The sequence below is a fragment of the Betaproteobacteria bacterium genome, assembly GCA_016713305.1.
In the GTDB taxonomy this organism is placed as follows: Bacteria; Pseudomonadota; Gammaproteobacteria; order Burkholderiales.
This window is the reverse complement of sequence record JADJPK010000009.1, coordinates 348530-370367: the sequence shown is the minus strand read 5'-3', so window position 1 is coordinate 370367 and position 21838 is coordinate 348530. Positions and strand designations below refer to the sequence as shown.

General features: G+C 68.4%; 21 protein-coding genes. 17 read left to right on the top strand and 4 right to left on the bottom strand.

The window, feature by feature from the left end; all coding sequences use genetic code 11:
* The first annotated feature begins 88 nt into the window (after positions 1-88).
* Together IPK20_13800 and IPK20_13795 are read left to right on the top strand one after the other, a co-directional pair.
* Positions 89-1036: a DnaJ domain-containing protein gene (locus IPK20_13800; GenBank protein ID MBK8017678.1), complete on the top strand. Its 948-nt coding sequence runs from the start codon at positions 89-91 to the stop codon at positions 1034-1036.
* Between the two features lie 11 nt (positions 1037-1047).
* Positions 1048-1332 carry a MerR family transcriptional regulator gene (locus tag IPK20_13795; GenBank protein ID MBK8017677.1) on the top strand — a complete coding sequence of 95 codons (285 nt, stop codon included), beginning with the start codon at positions 1048-1050 and terminating at the stop codon, positions 1330-1332.
* A 68-nt stretch (positions 1333-1400) separates the two neighbouring features.
* Here IPK20_13795 and IPK20_13790 read toward each other — a convergent pair whose 3' ends face one another.
* The gene (locus IPK20_13790) at positions 1401-2408 is read right to left on the bottom strand and encodes a tripartite tricarboxylate transporter substrate binding protein (protein ID MBK8017676.1); all 1008 of its coding nucleotides are present in this window, start codon (positions 2406-2408) and stop codon (positions 1401-1403) included.
* A gap of 36 nt (positions 2409-2444) precedes the next feature.
* Positions 2445-3680 carry a PLP-dependent aminotransferase family protein gene (locus tag IPK20_13785; GenBank protein MBK8017675.1) on the bottom strand — a complete coding sequence of 412 codons (1236 nt, stop codon included), beginning with the start codon at positions 3678-3680 and terminating at the stop codon, positions 2445-2447.
* A 149-nt stretch (positions 3681-3829) separates the two neighbouring features.
* Here IPK20_13785 and IPK20_13780 point away from each other — a divergent pair, with 149 nt between their 5' ends.
* Positions 3830-5026: a mandelate racemase/muconate lactonizing enzyme family protein gene (locus IPK20_13780; protein ID MBK8017674.1), complete on the top strand. Its 1197-nt coding sequence runs from the start codon at positions 3830-3832 to the stop codon at positions 5024-5026.
* Between the two features lie 360 nt (positions 5027-5386).
* Here the strand turns inward: IPK20_13780 and IPK20_13775 are convergent, their stop codons facing one another.
* On the bottom strand, positions 5387-5539 hold the full coding sequence (locus IPK20_13775) for a hypothetical protein (GenBank protein MBK8017673.1): 153 nt from the start codon (positions 5537-5539) through the stop codon (positions 5387-5389).
* 378 nt (positions 5540-5917) lie between these two features.
* On the opposite strand from IPK20_13775, the gene IPK20_13770 reads away from it, so the two are divergent.
* Together IPK20_13770 and IPK20_13765 are read left to right on the top strand one after the other, a co-directional pair.
* On the top strand, positions 5918-6100 hold the full coding sequence (locus IPK20_13770; protein ID MBK8017672.1) for a hypothetical protein: 183 nt from the start codon (positions 5918-5920) through the stop codon (positions 6098-6100).
* 87 nt (positions 6101-6187) lie between these two features.
* Positions 6188-7462 carry a CinA family nicotinamide mononucleotide deamidase-related protein gene (locus IPK20_13765; protein MBK8017671.1) on the top strand — a complete coding sequence of 425 codons (1275 nt, stop codon included), beginning with the start codon at positions 6188-6190 and terminating at the stop codon, positions 7460-7462.
* Positions 7463-7579: 117 nt separating this feature from the next.
* On the opposite strand, the gene IPK20_13760 is transcribed toward IPK20_13765, so the two are convergent.
* On the bottom strand, positions 7580-8014 hold the full coding sequence (locus tag IPK20_13760; protein MBK8017670.1) for a PEP-CTERM sorting domain-containing protein: 435 nt from the start codon (positions 8012-8014) through the stop codon (positions 7580-7582).
* A gap of 1167 nt (positions 8015-9181) precedes the next feature.
* Between IPK20_13760 and IPK20_13755 the strand changes: the two genes are divergently transcribed.
* The 12 genes from IPK20_13755 to IPK20_13700 all read left to right on the top strand — a co-directional run bounded on the left by IPK20_13755 (position 9182) and on the right by IPK20_13700 (position 21816).
* Entirely contained in the window at positions 9182-9850 is a 669-nt protein-coding gene (locus IPK20_13755; GenBank protein MBK8017669.1) for a hypothetical protein, read from the top strand.
* On the top strand, positions 9847-10566 hold the full coding sequence (locus IPK20_13750) for an ABC transporter ATP-binding protein (GenBank protein ID MBK8017668.1): 720 nt from the start codon (positions 9847-9849) through the stop codon (positions 10564-10566). Before IPK20_13755 ends, IPK20_13750 begins: the two co-directional genes overlap by 4 nt.
* Positions 10563-11780, top strand: a complete 1218-nt coding sequence (locus tag IPK20_13745) for an ABC transporter permease (protein MBK8017667.1) — start codon at positions 10563-10565, stop codon at positions 11778-11780. Before IPK20_13750 ends, IPK20_13745 begins: the two co-directional genes overlap by 4 nt.
* Positions 11773-12504, top strand: a complete 732-nt coding sequence (locus IPK20_13740; protein MBK8017666.1) for an outer membrane lipoprotein-sorting protein — start codon at positions 11773-11775, stop codon at positions 12502-12504. Before IPK20_13745 ends, IPK20_13740 begins: the two co-directional genes overlap by 8 nt.
* 2 nt (positions 12505-12506) lie before the next feature.
* The gene (locus IPK20_13735; GenBank protein MBK8017665.1) at positions 12507-13727 is read left to right on the top strand and encodes a hypothetical protein; all 1221 of its coding nucleotides are present in this window, start codon (positions 12507-12509) and stop codon (positions 13725-13727) included.
* A 125-nt stretch (positions 13728-13852) separates the two neighbouring features.
* Complete coding sequence (locus IPK20_13730) at positions 13853-14905, top strand: sensor histidine kinase (protein MBK8017664.1); 1053 nt, start codon at positions 13853-13855, stop codon at positions 14903-14905.
* 5 nt (positions 14906-14910) lie between these two features.
* Positions 14911-15660: a response regulator transcription factor gene (locus IPK20_13725; GenBank protein MBK8017663.1), complete on the top strand. Its 750-nt coding sequence runs from the start codon at positions 14911-14913 to the stop codon at positions 15658-15660.
* A 199-nt stretch (positions 15661-15859) separates the two neighbouring features.
* Entirely contained in the window at positions 15860-16621 is a 762-nt protein-coding gene (locus IPK20_13720) for a hypothetical protein (GenBank protein MBK8017662.1), read from the top strand.
* Complete coding sequence (locus tag IPK20_13715) at positions 16600-17238, top strand: GGDEF domain-containing protein (GenBank protein MBK8017661.1); 639 nt, start codon at positions 16600-16602, stop codon at positions 17236-17238. The genes IPK20_13720 and IPK20_13715 overlap by 22 nt, the downstream gene beginning before the upstream one ends.
* Positions 17239-17390: 152 nt before the next feature.
* Entirely contained in the window at positions 17391-18185 is a 795-nt protein-coding gene (gene panB / locus IPK20_13710) for a 3-methyl-2-oxobutanoate hydroxymethyltransferase (protein MBK8017660.1), read from the top strand.
* Positions 18186-18588: 403 nt separating this feature from the next.
* Positions 18589-21456, top strand: coding sequence for an AAA family ATPase (locus IPK20_13705; GenBank protein ID MBK8017659.1), 2868 nt, complete (start codon positions 18589-18591; stop codon positions 21454-21456).
* A 132-nt stretch (positions 21457-21588) separates the two neighbouring features.
* Positions 21589-21816 carry a hypothetical protein gene (locus IPK20_13700; protein ID MBK8017658.1) on the top strand — a complete coding sequence of 76 codons (228 nt, stop codon included), beginning with the start codon at positions 21589-21591 and terminating at the stop codon, positions 21814-21816.
* Positions 21817-21838 lie beyond the last annotated feature (22 nt).

Sequence of the window (21838 nt, the reverse complement as noted above, 5' to 3'; positions counted from 1 at the left end):
GGCCGGCACCATCTGAGAGAGAGTTGAACATCCACCGTGACGGGCGCGGCGAACGCTTGCGCGTACCGGCTTGGCGAAGGAGGGGTGCGTGGACTTCAAGGACTACTACGAGACGCTGGGCGTGGCCCGCGACGCGACGGCCGACGACATCAAGAAGGCCTTCCGCAAGCTCGCCCGCAAATACCACCCGGACGTCTCGAAGGAAAAGAACGCCGAGGCCCGGATGAAGGAAGTCAACGAGGCCTACACGGTGCTCTCCGATCCCGAGAAGCGGGCGGCCTACGACCGGCTCGGCTCCAACTACCGTGCCGGTCAGGATTTCCAGCCGCCGCCCGACTGGGGCAGCGGGTTCGAGTTCAGCGGGCGGGGTTTCGATGGCATGGGCGGGATGGGTGCCGGCGATTTCAGCGATTTCTTCTCCGAACTTTTCGCCCGCACGGGAGCCCGCGAGCACAGAGGCGGGCGGCGTGCCGCGCCCGACCGAGGGGAAGACCATCACGCCTCAGTGATGCTCGACCTGGAGGATGCCTACCGGGGCGGAGCACGGCAGATCTCGCTGCGCGTGCCCAAGCTGGATGACCGGGGCCGGATGGTGCTGGAGACCCGGACGCTGAACGTGCAGATTCCCAAGGGCGTGAAGCCGGGACAGATGATCCGCCTCTCCGGGCAGGGCAATCCCGGGTTCGGCGGCGGCCGCGCCGGAGATCTCTACCTCGAGGTTCAGTTCCGTCCGCACCCTGATTTCCGGGTGGTGGAACGCGATGTCCACCGGCACCTGCGGGTCGCGCCGTGGGAAGCCGCGCTGGGCGGTGTCGTGGCCGTCGGTCTGCCGGATGGCGGATCGCTGAAGGTGCGCATTCCTGGAGGCGCGCAGAGCGGCAAGCAACTGCGCGTGCGCGGCAAGGGCATTCCCGGCGAGCCACCTGGCGATCTGCTGCTGGAACTGCAGGTGGTGCTGCCTTCGGCCACCACGCCCAAGGCGCGCGAACTGTACGAGACCATGGCCCGCGAGTTGGCCTTCGATCCGCGGGCGTGAGGGACGACGACATGCGACAAGAAGACATCCTGCTGGCCGACCTCCTGGAGGAAGCCTGTCTCACGCTGGATCAGTTCGCGGCGGTCTGCGCCATCGAACGCGAGTGGATCGTCGAGCGCGTCGGCGAGGGTCTGCTGCCCCTTGCTCTGGACCGCCCGGAGTGGCGCTTCTCGGCGCGGGAACTGCGCCGTGCGCGCGATCTGCTGCTCCTCGAACGCCATTTCGACGCCTCGCCCGAACTCGCGGCGTTCGTGGCGGATCTTCTCGAAGAGGTGAGGAGGCTGCGGTCGCGTTGAGCCTGGCTTCGGGCGCGCGCCGGTGACCTGCGGCCGCTCCTGCCGGGGCCGGCGTCTTGTTCTCGCCGCTACTCCGGCTTCAACCCCAGCTTGCGCACGATCCGCCCGTAGCGTTCGAATTCCTTGCCCATGAACACCGTCAACTCCGCGTTGGTCATGGTCATCGCTTGCGCACCGGTCGCCGTGAACTGCTCCTGCAAGGCGGGGTTGCCCAGGGCCGCGCGCAGTTCCTTGCCGTAGCGCTCCACGAGGGCAGGGGACGTCTTCGCGGGAGCGAAGAAGGCGGTCCAGACATCGAGGGTGGCGGCGGGATAGCCGGCTTCGGCGACCGTGGGAACGTCGGGCAGGATGCCGGTGCGCTTGCTGCTCGTCACGGCAAGCGCGCGCAACTTTCCGGCCTTCACGTGCGGCACCGCGGCGGGGTAGCCGCTCGCCACGAGAGGCACGCGTCCCGGAAGCACGTCGGTCATGGCCTGACCGTCTCCCCGGTAGGGCACGTGGACCATGTCGAGTCCGGCCGCCTCGGTGAACATCTCCATCGCGATGTGCGGCAGTCCGCCCGTGCCGCTGGAGGCGAAGGAGAAGGCTTCGCGCGCCGCCTTGCCTGCCGCGACCAGGTCCTTCACGCTCCCGACTTTCATGTCCGGATGGGCGACGATGACCAGGCCCGAGTCGTAACCGGGCGAGACCAGCACGAAATCCTTGAGCGCGTCGTAGCCCGCGTTGGGATAGATGTGCGGGTTGATGACGTGGCTGCTGTTGACGAACAGCAGCGTGGCGCCGTCCGGCTTCGCCCGGGCGACATAGAGCGTGCCCACCGATCCGCCGGCGCCGGGCCTGTTCTCCACCAGCACGCGCCGCTGCAGGCGTTTTCCCAGGACATCCGCGATCATCCGGGCGCGCGAATCGAGACTGCTGCCGGCTGCGAGCGGTACGACGACACGGATCACATCCGGCAGTTCCTGTGCGGCGGCGGACGTCACGTGCACGAAGGAAGCGATCGCGACGCACAGGCCCAGGGCGGTCGTGCGAAGGGCTGAAACGAGACGGCTTGCGGCGGTGAAGGGGGCGTGCATGGGGGCTCCGGAGCGATTCGGGCGGAAAGTACGGCGTCAGCGATGCGCACCGGCCGGTACCGGCGGCACGCCGAACTCGCGGCGGCAGATCTCCGCGAGCATGCCGACGCCTTCGCGGATCACCTCGTGCGTGGGATGCGCGAAACACAGGCGCAGCCGCTTGCGTCCGCCCACGGCATCGGTCATCCACTCCGCCCCCGGATTGATCGCCACGCCGGCGCGCAGGGCGATCTGTTCGAGCCGCGACGTGTCCACGCTGTCCGGCATCCTCAGCCACAGGAAGATGCCTCCCGCCGGATAGTCGAATTCGATGTCGGCGGTCTCGCCGAACTGACTGCGGACCGATTCCACCATCACGTCCAGCTTGCCCTTGAGCACCGAGCGCAGCGTCTGCACGTGCGTGTCGAAGTGCTTCGGGCAGAACTCGGCGAGCACCATCTGCTCCAGCGCCCCGGAACCCGCGTCTGTCTTGACCGCGAGGATGCGGCTCATCACCGGCCAGTCCGCGACGATGTAGCCCACCCGCAGCGCGGGCGCGATGGACTTCGAGAACGAGCCGATGTGGATCACGCTGCCGTCGTCGGTCATGGCGCGCATGGCCGCCGGGCGGCGGCCTTCCCACACGAGATCCGAATAGCACTCGTCCTCGAAGATGGGCACGCCGTACTGGCGCGAGAGCGCGATGATCTCCTTGCGGCGGCCTTCGCTCATCACCGTGGCCGTCGGGTTCTGGACCGTGGGAATGGTGTAGATGTACTTCGGACGGACGCCCTTTGCCGCAAGCTCCGCGAGCGTCTGCGACAGCGCTTCGGCGCTCAGGCCGTCCTTGTCGACCGGGACTCCCACGACGTTCACGCCGAGGCGCTTGAGGCGGGAGATGGCGCCACCGTAGGTCATCTCCTCGACGATCGCGGTATCGCCCGGCGCGAGCAGCACGGCATTGACCAGGTCGAGCCCCTGCAGCGATCCGGACGTGATGAGGATGTCGTCGGGCGAGACGGCAATGGCGGCCTCGCGTTGCAGCTTCGCGGCGATGAACTCGCGCAGGGGCCGGTATCCCAGAGGCCCGCTCTTCAATCCGTAGAGCGCGAGCGCATGGCCGTCGCGCCTCAGCACCCGTTCCGCCGCCGCCACGAGATCGTCCACGGGCACGCTGGCTTCGTCGTTGTTGCCGCCCACGAAGTGATGGCGTGGCAGTCCGTTCCAGCGGGCAGCCGCCGGGGGCAGGTCGGCACGCAGCAGCGCCGTGTAATCGAAGGGGGTCGAAGCCACCGGTTCTCCTCGGAAAAGTGTTCTGTCGGCGCGGTAGACTACACCACATCCCCCGCTTGTCGACGGCTGACATATCAGCGGCCGCGCGTTCGAAACCGGATGGGCCGGACCCGACGCAGGGACATGTCTGCCATGCAGGAGTCGACACGATGCCGGTCATAGACCGCATTGCGCTTCATTTCGTCAACGGGCCGTTGCCGGCGCCTTTCTCCCCTGCATGGGTGCCCGGGCCGCCTCGCCGCAGCACGCTGTTCTACCTTGCGCAGTTCGTCACCGATGACGGCATCGAAGGCTGGAGCGCGTTCTCCGCCGGCGGCCGCGAACGCGCGGGAATCGGCGATGCCGTCGCCAATCTTTTCCTCGGAGCCGACCCCACGGATATCGGCCGCGTGCGCGAATGCATCCACATCATGGGCGTGCTGGGCGTGCGCAATGGCTGGCTCGAACCGGCGTTCTGGGACATCAAGGGAAAGCTCGCGGGCAAGCCGGTGTACGAGCTGCTCGGTGGAAAGGCGGTGCCGGTCACGCTGTACGCCTCTTCCGGCGAAGTGAAGGATCCGGCCGCGCGCATCGACGAGGCGTGGGCGCGCTACGAGGAGGGCTTCCGGACCCTCAAGATCCGTGTGCACGATTTCGACGAAGCGGTGGACATTCGGCAGGTGCAGGAAACGGCGAGGGCCATGGAAGGGCGCATGAAGATCGCCGTGGACTGCAATCAGGCGTTCCGGCTCACGCAGAACGCGCCGGGGCCCGTGTGGGATCTGGCGCGTGCGAAGCGCTTTGCGGACGCCTGTGCGGACGTCGGCGTGGCGTGGATCGAGGAGCCGCTCTTCATGGAGTGGTTCGACGACATGGCGGCGCTCACAGCGTATTCCGCACGTGTGCCCGTGTCCGGCGGCGAACTGCACACGGCGGGCTTGCCCGAGCTGCGCCACATGATCGAGAAGCGCTGCTACCGGATCTTCCAGCCTGACGCCATGTGGACGGGCGGCATCGCCGAGACCATGGAGGTGGCCGCGCTGTGCCGCCAGCACGGTCTCGGCTTCACCCCGCACACCTGGAGCAACGGTCTGGGCTTCGCCGTGAATCTGCAGATCCTCCTCGGATCCGGGTTCGCCAACGAATGCCCCTTCGAGTACCCGCTGAGCCCGCCGGGCTGGACGGTCGAGGCGCGCGACGTCGTGCTCGCGCGACCGTGGACCCACGAGCGCGGTGTGCTGACGCCGCCGACAGCGCCAGGGCTGGGTTTCGACATCGATGGCGAGGCGCTGGCGCGCCATGGCAAGTGCTTCTTCCGTGCCGACCGGAAATCGCGGCACTGGATGCCGGAGGCGTTGAAGGACTGAATCGGAAAGCGGCGGCGATGACCGGCCGCTGACGGAGGGGGAGAACCATCAGGTGAATGTCCAGATTCCGGGCACTGCGCCCAAGCGTCGGACCGCGTCGGCCATCCTCGGCGCCCTGATGCTGCTGACAGGTGCTGCGGGTGTCGTCGTTCCCGTGGCGTGCCATGCGGACGATGGGTATCCGTCGCGTCCCATACGCATCGTCGTGCCCTGGCCGGCGGGTGGCGTCTCCGACAGCGGCACACGCCGGCTCGTGGCGGTGATGGAGAAGACGCTCGGGGCCCGCTTCGTCATCGAGAATCGTCCTGGCGCGAGCGGACAACTCGCCACCGAACTGGTCGCGCACGCGCCGCCCGACGGTTACACCCTCCTTTCCGGCGACATCGCCACCCACGGCATCAACCCCTGCGTGTTTCCGAAGATGAAGGTGGATGTCCAGAAGGACTTCCAGCCGATTTCCCTGCGATCCCGCGGCGCCATGGTGCTGGTGGTGAACAGCGGGACGCCGATCAAGTCGCTCGCCGAGCTCGTCAGCCGCAGCCAGTCGGAGTCCGAGGGAATGCCTTACGCCTCGCCCGGGCTCAGCACCCTGCAGCATCTGGAGATGGAGCGACTCGCGCGGGCCACCGGCGCACGGCTGCGGCCCGTCCCTTACAAGGGCGAGGCGCCGGCAATCACCGACGTGGTGGGGGGACAGCTCCCGGTCATGTTCGCTTTTCCGCTCGTGGCCATGCCGCACATCCAGTCGGGCAAGCTGCGCGCGCTGGCGGTGACGTCCAAGGCCCGGATACCGGGACTGCCGGACACCCCCACGTTCGCCGAAGCCGGGCGCCCCGACCTCGAAGTCGTGTCCTGGGGGGCGTTCTTCGCCCCCCGGGGCACGCCCGCCCCGTGGTCGACAAGCTGGCGCAGGGCATCGCCAAGGCGACCGAAGACGCATCGCTCAGGCAGTTCCTGGCCACGTTCGGCAGCGAGCCTGTGCACTCGACGCCGGACGAACTCGGCCAATGGGTCCAGCGCGAGGTTGCGCGCCTGTGCGCCATCGCCCGGCAGGCGGGCGTGCAACTGGAATGACGGCACGCCCCCTTCGGTGTTAGCGTCCGCCGCCGGGAGGGTCGCGTCTTCCGCGATCCCCGAGTCAACCGCACCAGGTTCCTGTCCATGCGAATCGAGATCATCTGCACCGGTGACGAAGTCCTGACCGGCGCCACCGTGAACACCAATTTCAGCCACATCAGCCAGAAGCTCGGCGACGCCGGTTTCGAAGTCCGCTGGGGCACGACGGTCGGGGACGACCGCGAGACGCTGCTCGATGCCTTCCAGCGCGCATCGATGCGCGCGGACGCGGTGATCGTCAACGGCGGACTGGGCCCGACGGTCGACGATCTGTCGCAGGAAATCGCCGCCCGGGCCGCGGGCGTGGAACTGGTCTTCGACGAGGACTGGTTCGTGCGGATGGAGGATTACTTCCGCCGCCGCGCGCGGGTGATGCCCCCCAACAACCGCAAACAGGCGATGCTGCCGTCCGGCAGCGAACGCCTGGACAACCCCATCGGCACGGCCTGCGGATTCGCGGTGGACATCGGCCGCGCGCGCTTCTATTTCACGCCGGGCGTGCCGCGCGAACTGCATCGCATGCTGGACGAGCAGATCGTCCCGCGTCTGCTGGCCCGTGCCGGCCGGCCCACCGCGAGCTTCCTCAAGCGGTTCCACTCCTACGGCCTGGGCGAGTCGCGCGTGGACGCCATGCTCGCGGACCTCGAAGCCATGGTACCCGACGGCTCCCTCAAGCTGGGCTTCCGCGCGCACTATCCGCAACTGGAGACCAAGCTCCTGATGAGGGGAGCGACGCGCGAGGAGATCGACGCGAAGCTCGCGCCGGTGGAAGCCGAAGTGCGCAAGCGGCTGGGCAATTTCATCCTGGCCGAAGACGACGGCAAGCTCGAGACGGTGGTTCTCGAGCGGCTGAAGCATCAGACCGCACGGCTGGCGATCCTGGAGACCTTCACCGGCGGAGCGATCGCGGCGAGGCTGGTGCCGCTCGCGGGGGCGGGCGGCGTGATCGCACGCGGTACGGTCGCCCCGTCGCCCGCCGAGGCGATGACGGTCGTGGGGTTTCCACCACCGCCCGCGGGTCACGCCTTGACGGTCAGCGATGCGGAGGCCGTCGCTCACGCCGTGCGCGTGGAAGGGCAGGCGACTCACGCGCTGGCGGTGCTGGTCGAACTGGACGAAGGTGCCGACCGCATCGAATTCGGCGGCACCATCTGTCTGGCCATCGCCACGGCGGATCGCGTGGTCTCGCGACGTGCGCGGTTGCTGGGGGGCCGGGACTGGATCCGGCTGGGCGCTGCCGAAATGGGGTTGGACTGCCTGCGCCGGTTCCTGCAGGGGTTGCCCGTGGACGAACGCATCGACTTCGAAAAGACGGGCTAGGCCTTGCGGCCCAGCCCGTGGAAAACGCGGGATGCGCGATAGGGGATCGCGCATCCCGCTCTACCCGTTCGCCGGAATCCGGGAGCCAGCAAGACTCCGGCGAACGTGCGGGGACTGTCAGGTATTGCTGCGGCGGGAGCGAGCGAGCCCGAGGAGACCCAGGCCGGCGGCCAGCATCGCGTAGGTGCCCGGTTCCGGAACCTGAACGACCTGTACCACGGCGCCGGGAGGCTGTATCGCATTGAACCCGGCCATCTGCGCGCCGACGTACTCGCCCAGCCCGCCGCAGTCGTCCGGGCCGGGCCCGCCGCCGCCACCCCCCCGATTCTTGCCGCTGCAGTCGGCTTCGCCGTCGGCCTTGAATGCGCCCTGGTACCTGTAGAACTCGTACCGGAGCACCAGTGCGGCGTCTTCCGGGTTGAGCTGCAGTTCGTGCCGCTTGCGGCCATTGCCGCCTTCGCCGCCGCCGCCGCCTTGTTCGTCACCGGCCTGGAAGAGCTCCCATTCCACCTCGACCTCGTCGTCGTCAGGCACCACGTCGTTGCCCTTCATCAGGTCGTCGATGCCGACGTTGTGGTCCACGTGTTTCGCGAAGGTCTTGACCCAGTAGGCTTCGCCGAAGACCTCGTTGTCGTCCTTCTCGGCCTCGATCTCGGCCACGACGATCTCGGGGGCCTCTCGCACTTCCCCTCCGCCGCCCACGGGCGCGTAGAAGAAGTTCACGGGGGGGAGGCCGGCGTTGATGGCGGCCAGGGTGCCGTCGTTCTCGGGATCGACGAGCCAGCTGTAGGTCGTCTTGGCCGGGTTGGCATAGGTGCCGACACCGAAGTGATCGCACGACAGGGCACCCGAGGCGTACAGGGGGTTGCCGAAAGGCCAGCAGCTATCCCCGGCGTTCGCATACGGGCCTGTCGGGGTCCCGAGGTTCCAGGCGCCGTTGCTGAAGCTCGCCGCATAGCGGATGAGCACGCCGACGCCGGGGAGATCCTCCACTGTGGGAGCGCCGTAACGCACGACGGACTGGGGCGGGACGCCGAAGTCGCGGTCGTAACCGAAGATGCTCTGGATCTTGGTGTGGTCGAAGCTGCTGTCCTCGATGCGGATCTCGAATCCATGGGCCACGTAGCCGGTGTCGTTCACGGCGTCGAAGTTCGCGAGGCTTCCGTAGACCTGCGCGGAAGCCGACTGGCTTGCCGCCAGCAGCAGAAGTGCGGTCGTCACCGACGCACGTAGGGTGGGTTTCATATGATTCTGGGTCTCCTGGCCAATGTGCCCCTCGGCACGCCCTTGCTCCGGCCGGGGCAGGATCGCCTCGGTCCGGCAGGTCTGCCGGCACATCCTCGAGAGGGGTTTCCGGCAGCGTTGCATGAAGGACAGGCCCGTTTCCGGTACACCGCCCTCGCGTACGCCGACGCCCGGCGACAAGCTCCTTGGGCTTCCGGCATCCGGTCGGTCAATACCGGCGAGGGGATCTCCGGTTCAACCCGATGTGAGAAATTTTCACGCGGATTCCCGGGCAACCCGTCCGTGAATCGTGGCGGTCGCGGGGCAGGGCGGTTCTAGCCGAGTCAACGCGGAACGCCACGGCACCGGAGGGGGCGCCGTTCACGACCGTTGTCTGCGGTTCATTCCACCAAACCGGCAGTTCGTCGCACCGGTGTCGCGAGACAGTCCGCCGCCGGTCAGCATGGGCTCCATCGATCACCCACCGGAGCTGTCATGAACATCCTGACTTTCGATCTCCGCCGTCCCTTGCTCGCTTTGGCCGCCTGGCTGATCGCCGTGTCCGGCGCCGTCCTCGCGCCCGCGGTCCTGGCCGAAGACCTCGCCGCGACCCGGGCCGTCTTCCTCGACGGCGTCCGCGGCGACAAGGCCGCCGTCAAGACTGCCTCCGAACGGTTCGAAGCCATGCACCGCGGAGAGCCCGGCAACGTGCTCCTGCGTGCCTACTGGGGCAGCTGCCTCACGCTGCAGGGGCGGGAGGCCTACATGCCCTGGACCAAGATGCGCCTGGTGGAAGACGGGCTCACCCAGCTCGACAAGGCGCTGGCCCTGGTGACCCCGGAGCGGGATGCCGAACGGTTCGAAGGCACGTCCGTGGGCATGGAAGCGCGCCTCGTGGCCGGCACCACGTTCCTCCAGCTGCCGAGCCTGTTCAATCGCTTCGACGCGGGCAAGCGGGTCGTCGCCGAGGCCATGAAGAATCCCGAGTTCTCCCGGATTCCCCCGGCGATGCAGGCGAATTTCCACTTCCAGTGGGCCAAGGTGGCCCAGCGCGAAGGCAAGCGCGACGAGGAAATCGCGAGCTTGAGGCAGTCACTGAGCGCGAACCCCAAGGGCTACGAAGCCGACGCGGCACGCGCGCGCCTCAAGGAGCTGGGAGCATGAGCGCCGTCCTCGCAGCCGCAGGTCCGGCGCAGCAGAGACGGGGCTCGCGGGCAGTCCTGGAAGTGACCGGTGTCTCCAAGTCCTACGTGATGGGCACTCAGCCCTTCCGCGCGCTGAACGACGTCACCCTGACCATCGGCACGGGCGAGTTCGTGGCGCTCACCGGCCCGTCGGGCAGCGGCAAGAGCACGCTGCTCAACTTGTGCGGGCTGATCGATCGTCCCGACTCCGGTTCGCTCACGGTCGCGGGCCGCGAGACGGCCGGGCTCGACGAGGACGCGCTGACGCTTCTGCGGCGCGAATCCGTGGGCTTCATCTTCCAGTCGTTCAATCTGGTCCCGGTGATGACGGTGTTCGAGAACGTCGAATTCCCGCTGCTGCTCCAGGGCGTGGAGGCAGGCAGGCGGGCAGGGCGGGTGCGCGAGATCCTCGACCGCGTGGGCCTGGCCGGCTTCGAGAAACGACGGCCGGACGAGCTGTCCGGCGGCCAGCGCCAGCGCGTCGCCATCGCGCGGGCACTGGTGAAGTCCTCGCGCCTGGTGATCGCGGACGAACCGACGGCCAATCTCGATTCTGTCACGACCGCACAGGTCACCGACCTCATGCGTGCGCTGGGCCGCGACGAAGGCACCACCTGCGTCATCGCCACGCACGATCCCCGGGTCGCGGACCACTGCGACCGCGTCTTCCGACTCGTCGATGGAGTGCTGCAATGAAGTGGCTCCTGTTCGCCTTCCGCAACGTCGGCCGCAATCGCCGGCGCGCGCTCATCACCGTGCTCATCACGGCCGTCGGCACGGCGGCCATCCTGATCGGCGGCGGTTTCGCGCTGTACACGTACGAATCGCTGCGCGAGGCCGCGGCCCGCGACAGCGGGCATCTCATCCTCGCGCACAAGGAGTACTTCGACCGCGAGGAGGACACGCCCATGTCGCTGGGCCTGGACGACTTCGCCGCCGCGAAGCAGGCGCTGCTGCAGGACGACCGTGTACGGGCCGTGCTGCCGCGGCTGCACTTCAGCGGCCTCATCAGCAACGGCGACAAGTCGTCGGTGTTCATCGGCACGGGCGTGGACGCCGCGACCGAATTCCACGTCAAGGGCCCGTTCATGAAGATGCTGGGGGGCGAGGTGCTGAGCGCCTCGCCGACCGGCCCCCTGCCGGAGGTGATGCTGGGCGAGGCCTTGGCGAAGCAGCTGAACGCGAAGCCCGGATCGGTGCTCACGCTGCTCTCGACCACCACGGAGGGCAGCCTGAATGCCCTGGACGTCACCGTGCGCGGCGTCTTCAGCCTGGGCGTGCCGGACATCGACAAGCGCGCCGTCTACGTGGCGCTGGGTACCGCACAGAAGCTGCTGGTCACGGACCGCGCGAGCCTGCTGGCGATCTATCTCACCCGCACGGAAGACACCGCCGCGATGCGTGGCGAAGTCTCGGCGCGCTATCCGTCGCGTGCGCTGCAGACTTGGGAAGACCAGGCCTATTACTACGTTGCCGTGCGCAGCCTCTACAACCGCATCTTCGGTCTGCTGGGCGCCATCATGGTGGTGATCGTGCTGTTCGCGGTCTCCAACACCATGGCCATGGCGGTGGTGGAACGCACCCGCGAGATCGGCACGCTGCGGGCCCTGGGCACGCTGCCCGCGCAGATCGTCCGTGTGTTCGCGCTCGAAGGCTGGGTGCTCGGATCGGCCGGGGCGCTCGCCGGCGTGCTCGTGGCACTCGCCACGGCGGGCTTCTTCGCGGTGGCCGGTTTCCAGATGCCGCCGCCGCCGGGACGTTCCGACGGCTACCCGCTGTTCATCAATGTCGACGCCCTGCTGTACGTCCTGGCCGCCGTGGCCGTGATCGGCGTCTCGACGGTCGCCGCGTGGCTCATGAGCCGCAAGGCCGCCCGCAAACCCATCGTGGAAGCCCTGACCCATGTCTAAGCTCATCGTGTCGTTCGTCTGTGCGCTGTTTGCGGTCTCGGCCGCGGCGGCGGAGGTCAAACCGTTGCTGAAGGACGCCGATGCGTTCCGCCTCGCGCCCGGACCCATGGTCGTGGAGACCCAGGTGCAGGTGCTGAAGTCCGGCAAGCTCGACAAGGAACGCCGCTACACCGTGTACGTGAAGCCGGGCCGCAAGTCGCTCGTGCTGTTCAAGTCGCCCAGCGAAGCCGGCCAGAAGCTGCTCATGTCGGCCGACGACTTCTGGCTGATGATGCCCGGCACCGGTCGGCCCATCCGGGTGACGCCACAGCAGAAGCTGCTGGGCGATGCCTCCACCGGCGACATCGCGACGCTGTCCTGGAACGAGGATTACGACGGGACCGTGGCGGGCGAGTCGACCATCGACGGCCGCGTGTGCCTGCGCCTGGATCTGACGGCACAGCGCACTGGCGTGACCTACGCCCGCATCGAGCTGTATCTCGTCAAGGCGACGGCGGAACCGGTGCGCGCGGATCTGTTCGTCGCCTCGGACCGCCTCGCCAAGCAGGCGTTCTTCAAGGTGGAGGAGATCGACGGACGGCGGCAGGTGAGCAGCATGCGCCTGGTCGACCAGATCCAGACCTCGCGCGAGACGCTCGTCACCTATGTCTCGCGCAAGCCGAAGACCGTGCCCGACGAAGTCTTCAACCCCATGTTCCTCGCCCGCGGTGACTTCAAGGAGTGATCGTGCGACGCTGGATGGGACTGGCCGCGCTCGCCCTCGTGAGCGCAGGGGCGGCGGAAGACGAGGTGTCGGCCGTGCTGCGCGCGATCCCCGAACTGCACGGAGCGCGCGGCACATCGCCGTTCGCGGGTGCGGCGCCGCTCACCGATTTCGGGCGTGACCGCGTTCGCGGTGAACTGGAGGTGCGCGGCCGTCTGCGCGATGCCGTCTTCGTGGGCACGGCACGTTCCACGGCGCTGGAGGGCCAGCAGCCGCGCCACGAAGGGCTCCTGAACGAGCTGTACGTCGATACCGTCCTGGGCGGACAGCGCGTGTCCGCAGGCAAGAAGATTCTCGGCTGGGGCATCGGCTTCGGCTTCCGTCCGCTGGACGTGATCCAGCAGCAGGACCGCCGCGTCCTGAACCAGTTCACGCTGGAGGGGATTCCCTCGCTGGCCTGGGAACGCTTCACCGAGACGTCGGCCTGGACCCTGGTGTGGGCCAACCCCCTGCACGGCAAGACGTCCTCCTCGCGCGACGACGAATCGGTGGCGCTCCGCTGGTTCCGCCAGGACGGCGACCGGGACCTGCATGCCGTCGCCCGGTGGAGCGCCCGCACGGGAGTGCAGGGCGGGGCGGGCGTGAACCGCGTCGTCGGCGAGTCGGCCCAGTGGTACGCGAGCGGCCTGCTGGCGCAACGCACGGAGCGCCGCACGAACGTTGTGGATCCGGCTGCATCGCTTCCGTTGTCGGTGTCGGATCCGCTGCACGTCCGAAAGGAGGGTGCAGCGGCGCAGGTCGCGGCGGGCTACAGCTGGACGCACGGGTCGGGCTGGGGCGTCATGGCCGAAGCGTGGTACGACGGCACGGCCTGGACGAAGGACGAGTGGATCCGCGCCGCATCGATCACCCGGGCGCAGAGCGCGCTCTTCGGAACGCCGGTTCCGCGCAGCGCGATCGAAGGAAACCTCGCGTATGGCGTCCAGGCGTTCGACCGTCCCAACCTGCTGCGGGACAACGCGCTGCTGCGGGCGTCCTACGACGGCGAATACTGGGATGCCGCCGTCGACTGGCTCGTCACGCCCTCCGACCGGGGCAGTGTGCTGACGCTCACGCTTTCGCGGCAGTACGACCGCTGGCGCTGGGAAGCCGGCGTGCGGCGCTTCGCCGGACCGCCCGATTCCGCCTACGGACTGCTGCCGGAGCGCACCGTCGGGTGGCTGGCGTCGCAGTGGTTTTTCTGAGAAGGTTGCGGCGTGCCGAGACGACGCGAAAACCCATTCCCTCACAGGCCGGCAGCCGCGCGGCGCACGCGGATCTCTCCCCGTGCGCGCCTTCGTCATTCCCCGCCGCAATCCCCGCGGACAAGATGACCGATCCCGCCTCCACCGGCACGAGCTGCGCGCCTCTGCACTGGCGGCGCGACTTCGCGCTGGTCCTGGTCTTCGACACCCTCATCGCGGTGCTGTTCGCGGCGATCATGCGCGGCGGGCTCGTGCGCAGTTTCATCTTCTCGCAGGCGATCGGCGTCTCGATCTTCACGGCGACCCATCTGCTCATGCGCCTGCGGGGCGTGACCAAGCCCACGCCCGGCATCATGCCCATCGCCGTGTCCGTGGGCGCAATCACCGGCACGGCCATCGGTTACCTCATCGTCTGGCTCGTGTACGGCACGGTGCAGATGGAGGAGGGGCTGCTGCCCGGTTCGCTCTTGGGCGCCCTCATCTTCGGCGTCGCGATCTCCTACTTCTTCTACTCGCGTCACACGCTGGAAGAAACGCAGACGCGCCTGCGGCTGCACGAGGTCGAGCGCGTCAATGCCGGCAAGCGTCTGGCAGAGGCGGAGCTGAAGGCGCTACAGGCGCAGATCGAGCCTCACTTCCTCTTCAACACGCTGTCCAACGTGGCGAGCCTCATCGAGACCGACCCTGCCACGGCCAAGCGGATGCTCGTGAATTTCACCGCGTACCTGCGCGGCAGCCTGGAGCGCACGCGCACCGGACGGACCACACTGGGCCAGGAACTGGAACTCGTGCGCCGTTACCTGGAGATCATGGCCATCCGCATGGGCGACCGCCTCCAGTGGTCGGTGATGGCGGATTCCGACGTCGACGCCATCTCGTTTCCGCCACTGATCCTCCAGCCGTTCGTCGAGAACGCCATCCAGCATGGCATCGGACCGCTGACGGAGGGCGGCCGGGTCTGCGTCACGGTGCGGCGTGACCCGGATGCCGTCACGCTCGAGGTGACGGACGACGGACGGGGCTTCGACGGTCGCGGTTCGTCGGGAGTCGGCATCGAGAACGTCCGCCAGCGGCTGCAGACTCTCTACGAAGGCCGGGCCGAGCTCACGATCCGCGCCAACACGCCCTCCGGTGTGCGCGTGGTCGTGCGCGTTCCCGTCGCGGAGGCAGCGACGTGACGGCCGTGCGGCCCACGGCGGTCATCGCCGACGACGAGCCGGCGTTGCTGGCCGAGCTGAAGCGTCTGCTCGGGCAATGCTGGCCGGCGCTCGAGATCCTGGCCGAGGCATCGAACGGAACGCAGGCGCTCGAGGCGATTCTCGCGTTGCGTCCCGACGTGGCGTTTCTCGACATCCACATGCCCGGCATCACCGGCCTCGACGCGGCCCAACGCATCGGCGGGGCCACGCACGTGGTGTTCGTGACGGCCTACGACGAATTCGCGATTCGCGCCTTCGAGCAGGGCGCCGTCGACTACGTGTTGAAGCCCGCCGAGCCCGCGCGGCTCGCCAAGACGGTGGAGCGGCTGCAAGCTCGTCTCGGCCAGGCGCCGGCCGATCTGGGCGATCTGGTCCGGCAGCTCATGACGCGCGAGGCCCCGAAGCGCGAGCACCTGCAGTGGCTGCAGGTGCTGGACCGCGACGAGATCCGCTTCCTGCCTGTGGCGGACGTGAACCTGTTCCAGGCGGCCGACAAGTACACCCTGGTCCGCACGGCCGAGCGGGAGTGGCTCATCCGCACGTCTCTCAAGGATCTCGAAGCGGAACTCGACCCGCGCGAGTTCTGGCGCATCCACCGCAACACCATCGCCCGGGTGGGCGCCATCGAGAAGGCCTCGCGGGATCTCGCGGGCCGTTTGTCCCTGCGCATCCGGGGCGTTCCCGATGCGGTGGCCGTCAGCCGCGCCTACGCGCACCTGTTCCGGCAGATGTGAATTCCAGTTCGGCCGTTCGAGGCTGAGCTGGTAACACCCTCAGGCCGTAAACTAGATCCCACGAGAGCGCGAACGGGCTGCCGGACGCGACGGGGTGTCGCGCGTCGACGATACTCCAGGGCATTGTCCCGGGCGGGCAATGCTCTGCCGATTGCGTCGTCGGATATCTGACGGCGAGGCTGAGTACAGGGGAAACGCCATGAACGACCATCAGGAAGCCTCCGCCGTCGGGGCACACGCTTCGGCAGCGCTCGAGGACATCTTCAGTGCGCTCGATCCCGACTTGAGGGAGGCGGTGGGCCGCATGATCGGGGAGGACGCGCCGGCGCTGGCCGAGCAGTTCTACAGCGTCTTGCTGCACGACGAGGAGGCGAAGGGCTACCTCTCGCACGACGTGGTCAACCGGCGATTGCGCGCGTCCTTGCAGCGGTGGATCACGCAGCTCTTCAATTTCGAGGACGTCGATTTCGCCGGCGTGATCTCCAAGCAGATCGAGGTGGGTGCGGTCCATGCGCGCATCAAGCTCGCGCCGCACATGATGGCCATGGGCATGCGGGTCCTCACCGGCGGGATGCGCAGAGTGGTCGACCGCATGCCGCTGCCTCCCGATCAGGCGCTGCGCGTGCATCTGTACGTGACCGATCTCATGCATCTGGCCGACGGGCTCATCATGAGCGCCTTCGTGCGGGAACTGCAGAAAGCCGTGCGCAACGATAAGCACTACCGGATGACCGGCCTTCGGCAGGACATCAGTCTGGAACGGGAGCGGCAGCGCGCGGCCCGTCCGATTGGGTCAACCGGCTGCTGTTCGCGCTACACGCCCGATCCGGCATGGGCCGCATCGAGCACCTGGCGGAATCCGAGTTCGGCGCCTGGCTCAAGCACAAGTCACAACTGTTGTTCGACGAGCACGACGATCTTGAGCCGGTGCTCGACACCGTGGACGAAGTCGATCGCGTGATCCTGCCGCAACTCCTCGCCCCATCCCGCACACCGGAAGACACGGAGGCGCTGCTGGAAGACCTGCGCGGCCGGATCGAATTCGTGCGTTATCTGCTGTCGGACCTGTTCGAGCGTCTGGTCGCGGCCGACCATGGCCGGGACGCGACCACGGGTCTGCAGAACCGGCGGCACCTGTCGGCCGTGCTGTCCCGGGAACTGGAACAGCATGCATCCTCGGGCTCCCGCTTCAGTCTCCTCCTCGTCAAGATCGACAATCTCGATCTCGCGGCGGGCACCGAGGAGGCTCGAACGCTGTTTCTGCGGCAGATCGCGGCCCTGATCGTGGACTTCGTTCGCGCGGGGGACCACGCCTTCCGCTTTGCCGACGACCAGTTCCTGGTGCTGGCCGTGGAGACGGACCGCGAGCGCGCCAACGAGATGGCTCACGACCTCCGGTCGCGGATCTGGGCGCATTCCTTCGCCGCCAAGGGATCCCGGCCGGTGCGGATCACGGCCAGCGTCGGCGTCGTGACCTACGACGGGCACCCGGACTACCAGCACATCGTGAAGCGGGCCGAGCACGCCATCGCGCGGGCGCTGCGCGGGGGCGGCAACCAGGTGGCCGAGGTGCCGTGACGGTACAGGGGAGAATAACTTTCTCTTTCCGTGCCAAAGGCCAGAAGCTTCGGAAGCCTTTTCTGCATCTGCGGGGGTAACATCCCGTCAGCCTTCCGCATCGTTCCCACGGTGGCGAGCGATCAGGCGGAATCTTGTCGAACGAGGATCCCATGAGAATCAGCATTCCCCAACTCCACAAACTGCGCCAGGAAGGCGAGAAGATCACCATGCTGTCCTGTTACGACGCGAGCTTCGCGGGTCTCTGCGACGCGGCCGGCGTCGAGATGTTCCTCGTGGGCGATTCGCTGGGGATGGTGGTGCAAGGGCACGATTCCACGCTGCCTGTGACCATCGACGACATGGTCTACCACACCCGCTGCGTCGTGCGCGGCAGCCAGCGCGCGCTTGTGGTCGGCGACTTGTCCTTCGGCAGCTACCAGCAGAGCCCGCAGCAGGCGTTCGAGAGCGCCGCGCGGCTCATGGCCGCCGGTGCGGGCATGGTCAAGCTCGAAGGCGGCCTGGTGATGGCCGAGACCGTCAACTTCCTCGTCCAGCGCGGCATTCCCGTGATGGGCCACCTGGGCCTCACCCCGCAGTCGGTCCACACCCTCGGCGGCTACCGTGTCCAGGGCAAGACGGACGAAGCGGCGCAACGGCTGCGCAACGAAGCCAAGGCGCTGCAGGACGCCGGCGCCGCGGCGCTGGTGCTGGAATGCGTGCCTTCGCCGCTGGGCAAGGCGGTCACGGAAGAACTTTCCATCCCCACCATCGGCATCGGCGGTGGTCCCGACTGCTCCGGCCAGATCCTCATCCTGCACGACATGCTGGACATCTATCCGGGCAAGAAGGCCAAGTTCGTGAAGAACTTCATGAAGGGCGCGGGCTCGGTGCAGGAAGCCGTGCAGAACTTCGTCAAGGAAGTGAAGAGCGGCGCGTTCCCCACGCCGGAATACTGCTTCGCCTGATCCGGCACCTGCCGCGCCGGCGGTTCCCGCGGGCGCGGCAATGCGGTGTGATCGAGAAGCCGGGCTCTGGCCCGGCTTCGTCGTTTCGGGGTCACGGTCTCCGTCCGGCTTCGTCGCTTCGAGATGCCGGGCGGAGCACAGCTTCGACCTGTGGAAGCGCAGGGCAGGCTCCGGTCAAGTCGTTTCCTGTTCGCCGTGCGTCGGCCTGGCGTCGCCAATTCCGGATCCGCCGAGTGCACTCGGCCTCGCGTCGCGTGTCTGCGCAACACTTCGCGTTACCATCCCCGCTCGCGGGAATGGCGCATTCCTGCGTTCTCCCGACGAGGTGCGTTTGGACGCGAGTGACCGGCTGCGAGTGCGCTTCGATGCGTTCGAACTGGACGAAGCCGAAGCCAGCCTGAGCATGGCCGGCCGGCCTGTGCCGCTGCCGCCACGCGCCTTCGACGTTCTGTGCGAACTGGCCCGCAACGCTGGCCGCCTCGTCGCCAAGGACCGGCTGCTGGATGCGGTCTGGGGCCATCAGCACGTGAGCGAATCCGTGCTGAAGACCACGGTCAGCGAGCTGCGTGCCGCGCTGGACGACGATCCGCGCGTACCGCGATTCATCGAGACCGTCGCCCGCCGCGGCTACCGGTTTATCGCGGCCGTCTCGCCGATGGCTGCTTCTCCCTCTTCTGTCGCGCAGCCTCTTCGGCCGTCCCCCCCCGGGCGTTCCGCTTCGGCGCAGTTCGAGGTGCCCCATGTCGCTCACGGCGGCATCGTGGGCCGGCGAGCGAGTCTCGACCGCCTGCACGACCGCTGGCGCGAGGCCCGCGAGGGCCGGCGGCAGATCTGCTGGGTGGCCGGCGAGCCGGGCATCGGCAAGACGACCCTCATCGAGCGTTTTGTCGCCGACGTGCCCGACGCCCGCCGGGCGCACGGGCAGTGCGTGGAACAGCATGGCGCGGGCGAGCCATATCTGCCGGTGCTCGAAGCGCTGGGTTCCCTGTGCGCCGACGACCCCGCGCTGCCGGGTCTCATGCGCAGCGTCGCCCCCACCTGGCTGCTGCAGCTTCCCTGGCACGTGAGCGAACCGGATCGGGAGGCGCTGCAACGGGAGCTGGCCGGCGTGAACCAGGAACGCATGCTGCGGGAGCTGGGCGAGCTGCTGGACCGTTACACGCGAGAGCGCCCGCTGCTGCTCGTGACAGAAGACCTGCACTGGAGCGACCACGCCACCGTGCACCTGCTCAACCACGTGGCGCGCAGGCGCGGACCGGCGCGCCTCATGTGGCTCGCGAGCTTCCGTCTCGCGGAGGTGATCGCCGAGGAGCATCCGCTCAAGGCCGTCCGGCACGAGCTGCGTCTGCACAACCTGTGCGACGAGATCGTGCTGGACCCGTTCTCGGAGTTCGAGGTGGGCGAGTATCTGCAAGGCCGCCGACCTGGCCACCCCGTGTCCGAAACGCTCGTCCGCGCGCTGCACGCGCGCACCGACGGACTGCCGCTCTTCGTGAGCAGCGTGGCCGACGAACTCGCGGAGGGCGCCGCGGGTGCGGTGGAGCGCGAGGGCGATCAGGCGGCGGCGGTGCTCGATGCGTTGCAGGTGCCCGAGAACCTCGCGGCTGTGATCGAGCGGCAGATCGCCACGCTGCCCGAAGCGGAGCGTTCGCTGCTGGAGGCCGCGAGTGTGTGCGGCGTGGAGTTCGACCCGTCGATCGTGGCCGAGGCGCTGGGACTCGATCCGTTGCAGGCGGAAGCGATCTGCGAGCGGTTGGGGCGCCATCAGCGCTGGCTCGTGCCGGGCACTCTCGCGCGCACTGCGGCGGGCGCGCTCGAAAGCCGGTTCGGTTTCAGGCACGCGCTCCACCGCCACGTGCTGTATCAGCGGCTCACGGCCATCGGCCGGGCACGCCTGCACCGTGCCGTGGCGGAAGCCCTGGCACGGGCGAGATCCCGCGGCAGCAATGTCACGGCCTCCGAACTCGCGGCGCATTTCGAACAGGGGCACGAAGCGCCTGCCGCGGCGGGGCACTACGCAGAGGCGGCCGAACTTGCGCTGCGCCGTTTCGCGCCCGCCGAGGCGATGATCCTGACGGGGAGGGCGTTGGCCTTGCTGCCTGCATTGGCCGGCAGACCGGAACGCGATGCGCTGGAGATCGCGCTGAGCGCGCTGCGCGGATCGGCCGCCGCCCAGGTCGTGGGGGTGAGCTCGCTGGAAACGCGGGACGCCTTCCAGCGCGGGCGCGAACTGCTCGCCCGTGCGCCGGGCCATCCGCTCCGGGGTCTCGTGCTGCACGGGCTGGGGCTTTCTTTCCTGGTGCGCGGCGAGTACGACGACGCCCGGCAACTGTGCGAAGCCACCTACGCGGCTGCCGGTTCCGGCGATCCCGCCTCCGCACTTTCCGCCTGCAGCGTGATGGGGCAGGTCCACTCCCTGCAGGGCCGCCAGCCCGAGGCGATCGAATGGCTCGAGCGGGGCCTCGCCGTGTGCGAATCCCTCGGGGACGCCCAGTTGAGCGCCGCGTTCGTCGTCGACCCTGCGGTCACCTTGCACACCGTGGCCGCGATGCCGCTGCTTCACATGGGGCACGTGGACAAGGCGCGCATGCGTCGCCGCCACGCGCAGCAGCGCGCGCAGGCACTGGGCGAACCCATGGCCCGCATGATCGTCTGCTGGTTCGGATCGCTGTTCGGCGTGCGCATCGGTGATGCGCCGGGGGTCGCAGCCTTCGCCCGCGAAATGCGCACGGTGAGCGACGAGGCGGCCATCGCGCAAGGCTGGGCCCCGAGCCGCTGGTTCGGCGGCTGGGCGCAGGCCAGGCAGGGCGATCCGCACGCCGGCCATGCCGCCATCCGCGAGGCCTTCGATCACAACGTCCGCATGGGCATGCTCTCGGGCGGGTCGGAAGTGCTGGGCTACGCGGCCGAGGCGCTGGTGCTCGCGGGCGAGTGGGAACGCGCCTGGCAGACCCTGGACGAAGCGTTCGATCTCGCGGAGCGCATCGGCGAGCGTGTCTACCAGACCCAGCTCTGGCTGCTTCGTGCCCGCTGCGCGGACGGCCTGGGCGACGGCGGACGGGCCCTGGACCTCGCGGAGAAGGCCATCGCGGAGGCCCGCGGCCAGCGGGCCGCCTGGCTGGAACTCACGGCGCTCGCCGGCCGCTGCGCCCTGAAAAGCGCCCGTGAGCCGGATTTCCAGGCCCTCGCGGCCGCCCGTGACCGCATGACCGAAGGCCGCGACACCCCGCTCTTCGCCCACCTCGACTCCCTCCTGAAAGACCGCCTCTGAGCCGTCCGGTGCCCGGGCACCGGCGCGACCGCTCACGCCATCCCGACCGTTTCCCGACGGTTTCCTGACGACTTGCCGGGGGGCTCCCCCTAGGCTGCGAACCATCGACACACCCGCGACAGGTACGCCGCCATGACCCTCGACCGCCAACCCCTCCACTCCAGCCGGCGAAGCTTCGTGCTCAAGCTCGACCGTGTCGAAGCGAACGAGCCCGGCCGGATCGCGGGCCGCCTGGAACACATGTCCAGCGGCCGGACCCGCCAGTTCCGCTCCGGCGACGAACTGCTCGCCTGCCTGCTCGACGAATCTGCCGGTGTCGAGCCCGGCGGCGTCGATGTCCACCCCATCCGGTTTCCCTGATCCGACGGCCCGTCTGCCGATG